6 protein-coding genes are annotated in these 6,055 nt (G+C 67.7%); all 6 read left to right on the top strand.

Annotated features, from left to right (window positions below; genetic code table 11):
• The first annotated feature begins 354 nt into the window (after positions 1-354).
• The 6 genes from LWH48_RS01540 (at position 355) to LWH48_RS01515 (ending at position 6,041) form a co-directional block, all read left to right on the top strand.
• Positions 355-855 (top strand): Lrp/AsnC ligand binding domain-containing protein, encoded by a 501-nt coding sequence (locus tag LWH48_RS01540; protein WP_161432435.1) that lies wholly within the window; start codon positions 355-357, stop codon positions 853-855.
• Positions 856-863: 8 nt separating this feature from the next.
• Positions 864-1,625 carry a HesA/MoeB/ThiF family protein gene (locus LWH48_RS01535; RefSeq protein ID WP_232911019.1) on the top strand — a complete coding sequence of 254 codons (762 nt, stop codon included), beginning with the start codon at positions 864-866 and terminating at the stop codon, positions 1,623-1,625.
• A 253-nt stretch (positions 1,626-1,878) separates the two neighbouring features.
• A complete protein-coding gene (locus LWH48_RS01530; RefSeq protein ID WP_232911018.1) occupies positions 1,879-3,165 on the top strand; it encodes an NAD(P)/FAD-dependent oxidoreductase in 1,287 nt (428 codons plus the stop codon).
• A 38-nt stretch (positions 3,166-3,203) separates the two neighbouring features.
• Positions 3,204-4,313, top strand: a complete 1,110-nt coding sequence (locus LWH48_RS01525) for an ABC transporter ATP-binding protein (protein WP_232911017.1) — start codon at positions 3,204-3,206, stop codon at positions 4,311-4,313.
• Between the two features lie 10 nt (positions 4,314-4,323).
• Entirely contained in the window at positions 4,324-5,247 is a 924-nt protein-coding gene (locus tag LWH48_RS01520; RefSeq protein WP_232911016.1) for an ABC transporter permease, read from the top strand.
• Entirely contained in the window at positions 5,244-6,041 is a 798-nt protein-coding gene (locus tag LWH48_RS01515; RefSeq protein ID WP_232911015.1) for an ABC transporter permease, read from the top strand. Before LWH48_RS01520 ends, LWH48_RS01515 begins: the two co-directional genes overlap by 4 nt.
• Positions 6,042-6,055: the final 14 nt, after the last annotated feature.

Genomic DNA, 6,055 nt, shown 5'->3' with positions numbered 1-6,055 from the left:
ATAGCCCATCAAGGTCCGATGCTCATCAGAGCATCATTAACGAGACCGGATATACGTGTGCAGTCGTACCTACCGACCATCGTGCCTCGTGCTTGCAAACGGGGAGGACTCCATATACGCCCAGGGAGGGGTTCACAGCGCCTCCTCGAAGGCTTGTCGCCAGATCAGCCCCGAGCGACAAGTCATCTGCGATAGCCCTGAGTCAGACCAAGCGTTGATAGCCGTGGATGCGAGGCTGTGGTACACCTTCGGCAGATGATATTTCCGTCAGCTGCCGTAATGCAGGGTGATTAGCAGTCGATTCTGCTGTTGCGGCGGCGCTCATGACTCTTCCGACCGGTGCCACCCATTACAATGAAAGCCAAGTCCCGCTCCCTCGACCGCATCGACCTCAAGATCCTGCGCTGCCTGCAGGAGAACGCGCGTATCTCCTACGTCGACCTCGCCAGCCAGGTGGGACTCTCCACAACCCCCTGCCTTGAGCGGGTCAAGCGCCTGGAGCGCGCCGGGGTGATTCGCGGCTACCGTGCCGTGCTCGATCCCCGGGCGCTCAAGGCCAACCTGCTGGTGTTCGTGGAGATCAGCCTGGAGACCCAGTCGCCGGCGGTATTCGACGAGTTTCGCCGCGCCGTGGCGCGCCTGCCCCAGATCCAGGAGTGCCATCTGGTCTCGGGGCAGTTCGACTACATCCTCAAGTGCCGGATTCCCGAGATGTCTGCCTATCGCCAGCTGCTCGGCGACGTGGTGCTGACCCTGCCGGGGGTCAAGGAGTCCAAGAGCTACGTGGTGATGGAGGAGGTCAAGGAGGAGTTCTCCCTCCACGTGCCCGATATCGAGGAGTTCGACAGCAAGTGAGTCACGCCATGAACGACCGCGACCTGCTGCGCTACAGCCGACAGATCATGCTCGAGGCCATCGACATCGAGGGCCAGGAGCGCCTGCTTGCCGGCCACGCCCTGGTGGTCGGCGCCGGTGGCCTGGGGTCGCCGGTGGCCCTCTACCTGGCTGCCGCCGGTGTCGGGCGGCTGACCCTGGCCGATGCCGACGAGGTCGAGCTCTCCAACCTGCAGCGCCAGATCGCCCACGGCGAGGCGGACCTGGGGCGCAACAAGGCCGAGTCGGCCCGCGAGGCGGCGCAGGCGCTCAACCCGGGGTGTCGCATCGAGACGCTCACGACGCATCTGGAGGGCGAGAGCATGGCCGCGGCGGTGGCCGCCGCCGACGTGGTGCTTGACTGCACCGACCGCTTCTCCAGCCGTTACGCCATCAACGCCGCCTGCCATGCGGCCGGGGCGCCGCTGGTCTCGGGCGCGGCGATCCGCTTCTCGGGCCAGCTGGCGGTGTTCGACCCCCGCGATCCCGACTGCCCCTGCTACGCCTGTCTCTATCCCCCGGATGGCCAGGGCGACGCGGCGCTCTCCTGCGCCGAGAGCGGCGTGGTGGCGCCTCTGGTGGGGCTGGTCGGCAGCTTCCAGGCACTGGAGGCGATCAAGCTGCTCAGCGGTGCGGGCACCCCCCATCGGGGGCTCTCCACCTTCGACGGCCTGAGCGGCGAGTGGCGCCGCTTCGGCGTGCCGCGGGATCCTGCCTGCGTCACCTGTGGCAATCCCGTGACGGCATCGTGATCGTGATTTCTTGACGTTTGGCGCGCCGCGTCGAGCGCCTGTGCGATCGCGACGTACGGCCCTTCATGGCGCAGTGGCGATGCCAGGGCCGGTTGCCTGGGCGTCCGGGAAAGGGGGCTGTGGTGGTTGGGCGTTGTTATTGAATACTTGACATTCACGCGTCGCCTGGTGTCAAACTGATTCCCAGCAGCACCCGTCTTCACAACAACGACAATGGCCACCGGCGCCCAGCGCCCAACCCCGGGGAGCCCGCATGACCGACCACGCCGCACCGCCGAACTCCTGGTACCGCGACTCCATCGCCGTCGACCTCGGCGCCTGCCCGCCCCTCGAGGGCGAGGTGCGCGCCGATGTCTGCGTGGTGGGGGGCGGCATCACAGGCTGCTCGGCGGCGCTGGAGCTGGCCGAACGCGGCTACTCGGTGGTGCTGCTGGAGGCCGGCGTGATCGGCTACGGCGCCTCGGGGCGCAGCGGCGGGCAGATCCTGCCGGGGCTGGGCACCGACATGGCCACCGTGGAGAAGGCCCTGGGGCGTGAGCGGGCCCGCGATATCTGGCAGCTCAGTCGCGAGGCGGTACGCCTGACCGCCGAGCGTGTCGAGCGCCACGCCATCCCCTGCGACCTGCAGTGGGGCTACCTGCACGCGGCGGTCAAGCCGCGCCATGTGCGAGAGCTGGCCGAGCACCGCGAGCGCATGGCCCGGGACTATGACTACCATGATCTCGAGATGCTCGAGGGCGATGCACTGCGTGAACGGGTGGTCACCGACGCCTACCCGGCCGCCCTGCACGAGTCCGCTGCCGGGCATCTGCACCCGCTCAACTACACCCTGGGTCTGGCCCGCGCCGCCCGCGATGCCGGGGTGGTCATCCACGAGCAGAGCGCCGCCGTGGCCATCGAGCGTGGCCAGCCGGCCAGCGTGCGCACCGCCGCCGGGCGGGTCACCGCCGATTTCGTGGTGCTGGGCACCAACGCCTACCAGGCGGGGCTGGTGCCGGAAATGGGGGGGCGGGTGATGCGCGCCGCCAACTACATGATTGCCACCGCCCCGCTCAGCGAGGACCAGGCGGCGCAGGTACTGCCCCACAACGACGCCCTGTCGGATGCCAACTTCGTGCTCGACTACTACCGCCTCTCCGGTGATCGCCGCCTCATCTACGGCGGCGAGGTGAGCTACGACGGCCGCGAGCCCAAGGGCATCCAGGAGCGCATGGATGCCAAGATCGCGCGACTCTTCCCGGTGCTCGAGGGCATTTCCATCGACTATCGCTGGGGTGGCGACGTGGCCATCACGCTCAATCGTGCGCCGGACTTCGGCCGCCTCGGCGGCAATATCTACTATGCCCAGGGCTACTCCGGACACGGCATGGCCCTGGCGGGGCTGGCCGGGCGGCTGATGGCCGAGGCCATCGCCGGCCAGGCCGAATGTTTCGACGCCTTCGCCGCCATGCCTCATCGGCGCTTCCCGGGGGGAGCCCTGTTGCGCACCCCGCTGCTGGTACTGGCGACCACCTTCTACAAGCTGCGTGACCGGCTGTGACTGGCCGGCGAGACACCAAAACAACAGAGAGCAACGCCATGAACGATACCCTGACCCTGGATGCCGCCGAGGCCTCGCGAGCCGAGGCCGCCGAGTCGACTCGCGAGGCCTCCTCCATCGAGATGCAGGGGCTGCACAAGCGCTTCGGGCGCGACACTGTGGCCCTGGACGGCGTCGATCTGGTCATCGAGGCCGGCGAGTTCTTCACCCTGCTGGGCCCCTCCGGCTGCGGCAAGACCACCCTGCTGCGCATCCTAGCCGGGCTGGAGGAGGCCGATGACGGGCGCCTGGCCATCGGCGGCCGTGACGTCACCGAGGTGCCACCCCACAAGCGCAGCGTCAATACCGTGTTCCAGTCCTATGCGCTCTTCCCGCACCTCTCGGTGCGCGAGAACCTGGCCTTCGGCCTCAAGATGCGTGGCATGCCCCCTGGGGAGCGCGAGGCGCGGGTGGCGAAGATCGCCGAATTCATCAAGCTGGGCGACCTGGTGGACCGCCGCGTGGACCAGCTTTCCGGCGGCCAGCGCCAGCGTATCGCCCTGGCCCGGGCGCTGGTCAACGAACCCGACGTGCTGCTGCTCGACGAGCCGCTCTCGGCGCTGGACGCCGGCCTGCGCAGCCAGCTGCAGGTGGAGCTGCTGCGGGTACAGAAACGCCTGGGCATGACCTTCGTGTTCGTCACCCACGACCAGCAGGAGGCGATGGTGATGTCCGACCGCATCGCCGTGCTCAACGGCGGGGTGATCCAGCAGGTGGGTCCGCCCCGGGAGGTCTACGAGCACCCGGCCAACGCCTTCGTGGCGCGCTTCATGGGCCATGACAACCTCTACCCGATCAGTGCCCGCGACGGCGACCGCCTGACCACGTCGCTCGGCGAGCTTACCGCCGAAGGGGCCGGGGAGGGCGGCCTGCTGCTGATCCGCCCCGAGACCCTGGACCTGCTGCCCGGTGAGCAGGCCGGCGAGAACCAGCTGCCGGCCACCGTCAGCGAGCGGCTCTACCGCGGCAGCCACGCCGAGTATCGCCTGGAGGTGGGCGAGACGACGCTGCAGGCCACGCTGAACAACCGTGGACGGCGCCTGCCCGAGGTGGGCGACCGGGTCACCGTCAAGGTGGCCCCGGAAGACCTGGTCACCCTGAGCGAATGAGGAGTTTCCCATGTCCTACGCCGGCGTGACCCCGACGGCCCGCAGCCGGGCCATGGTGCGCGAGAGTCGCCACCTGCTGTTTACCGTCGCCCCCGGGGCGACCTGGATCATCATCTTCCTGGTGTTACCCAGCGCCTACCTGATGGGCGTGGCCTTCATGACCAACGGCCCCTACGGCCTGCCGGAGATGCCGCTGTCGCTGGAATCGTTCCGGCGCCTGGCGGGCTTCGGCTTCCTGGGCTGGAGCCCGGGCAACCTCTACACCCTGCTGCGCTCGCTGTGGCAGACCCTGGTCTCCACCGGCCTGGTGGTGATCGTCGCCTACCCCATCGCCTACTACATCAGCACCTGTCGCGCGAAGTGGCGGCCGATCATGCTGCTGCTGGTGGTGGTACCCAGCTGGACCAACCAGGTGATCCGCACCTTCGGCTGGATGAACCTGCTGGCCCCGGGCACCCCGCTCTCCGGCCTGGCCGAGGGGCTGGGGCTGATTCCGCCCAACATGGGGCTCTACCCCTCCAACTTCGCGGTGACCCTGGGCCTGGTCTACAACTTCCTGCCCTTCATGGTGCTGCCGCTCTACGCCGCCTTCGAGAAACTCGATACCGCCCAGGTGGAGGCCGCCCAGGACCTCTACGCCTCGCCGGTGCGCGCCTTCTGGCACGCGGTGTTCCCCCAGACCCTGCCGGGGCTGCTGGCCGGCATCGTGCTGGTGGCGATTCCCGCCTTCGGCATGTATGTGATCCCCGAGCTGCTGGGCGGCGGCAAGGGCATGATGCTCGGCAACCTGGTGGCCAACCAGTTCTCCGGTGGCGCCAACTGGCCGCTGGGGGCGGCCGGCGCGATCCTGATGCTGATCGCCACCTTCATCGGGCTCTACGCCATGCGTCGCATCGGCAAGCGCCTGGGTGGCGGCGAGGAGGTGGTGATATGAGAAAGCGCACGCTCAAGCGAGGCCTGACCGGCTTCTGGTGGTTCACCCTGGCCTTCCTCTACCTGCCGCTGGCCGTGGTGATGCTGTTCTCCTTCAACGCCTCCAACAGCGCGGCACGCTTTACCGGCTTCTCGCTGCGCTGGTACGAGCGGCTGCTGGGCAACGAGGAGATCATCTCGGCCTTCGCCAACAGCATGGTGCTGGCCATCGTCTCCTCGGTGATCGCACTGGGCGTCGGCTGCCTGATCGGCTACGGCATGTACCGTCACCGGCATCGCAAGCTGGGCTGGCTGATCGTGCTGATCTACCTGCCGATCGTGCTGCCCGACATCGTCTTCGGCATCTCGGAGATGGCCTTCTTCGTGCAGATCCACCGCCTGACCGGGCTCTTCCAGCCGGGGCTGGGCACCATGATCATCGCCCACGTCACCTTCCAGATCCCCTTCGTGGCGCTGATCGTCTACTCGCGCTTCGTGGGCCTGGACCCGACGCTCTTCGAGGCGGCCAAGGATCTCTATGCCACGCCGGCCAAGCGGGTGATCCACTTCATGCTGCCGACAATCAAGCCGGCGCTGATCTCGGCCTTCTTCCTCTCCTTCACCCTGTCGGTGGATGACTTCGTGATCAGCTTCTTCACCGCGGGGCCGGAGAGCGCGACCCTGCCGATCTACATCTGGGGCGCGATCAAGAAGGGGGTGTCGCCCGAGATCAACGCCATCGCTACCCTGATGATCGGCGCGGTAGCCATCGCCGCCATCATCAGCCTGATGTTCAGCCGTCGCCGGCAGGCCTGAGCCGGCACCTTACT

Source organism: Halomonas sp. G15, assembly GCF_021282295.1.
Taxonomy (GTDB): domain Bacteria; phylum Pseudomonadota; class Gammaproteobacteria; order Pseudomonadales; family Halomonadaceae; genus Halomonas; species Halomonas alimentaria.
Note: the sequence above shows the minus strand (reverse complement) of the source record. Positions and strands in the feature narration are given on the sequence as shown.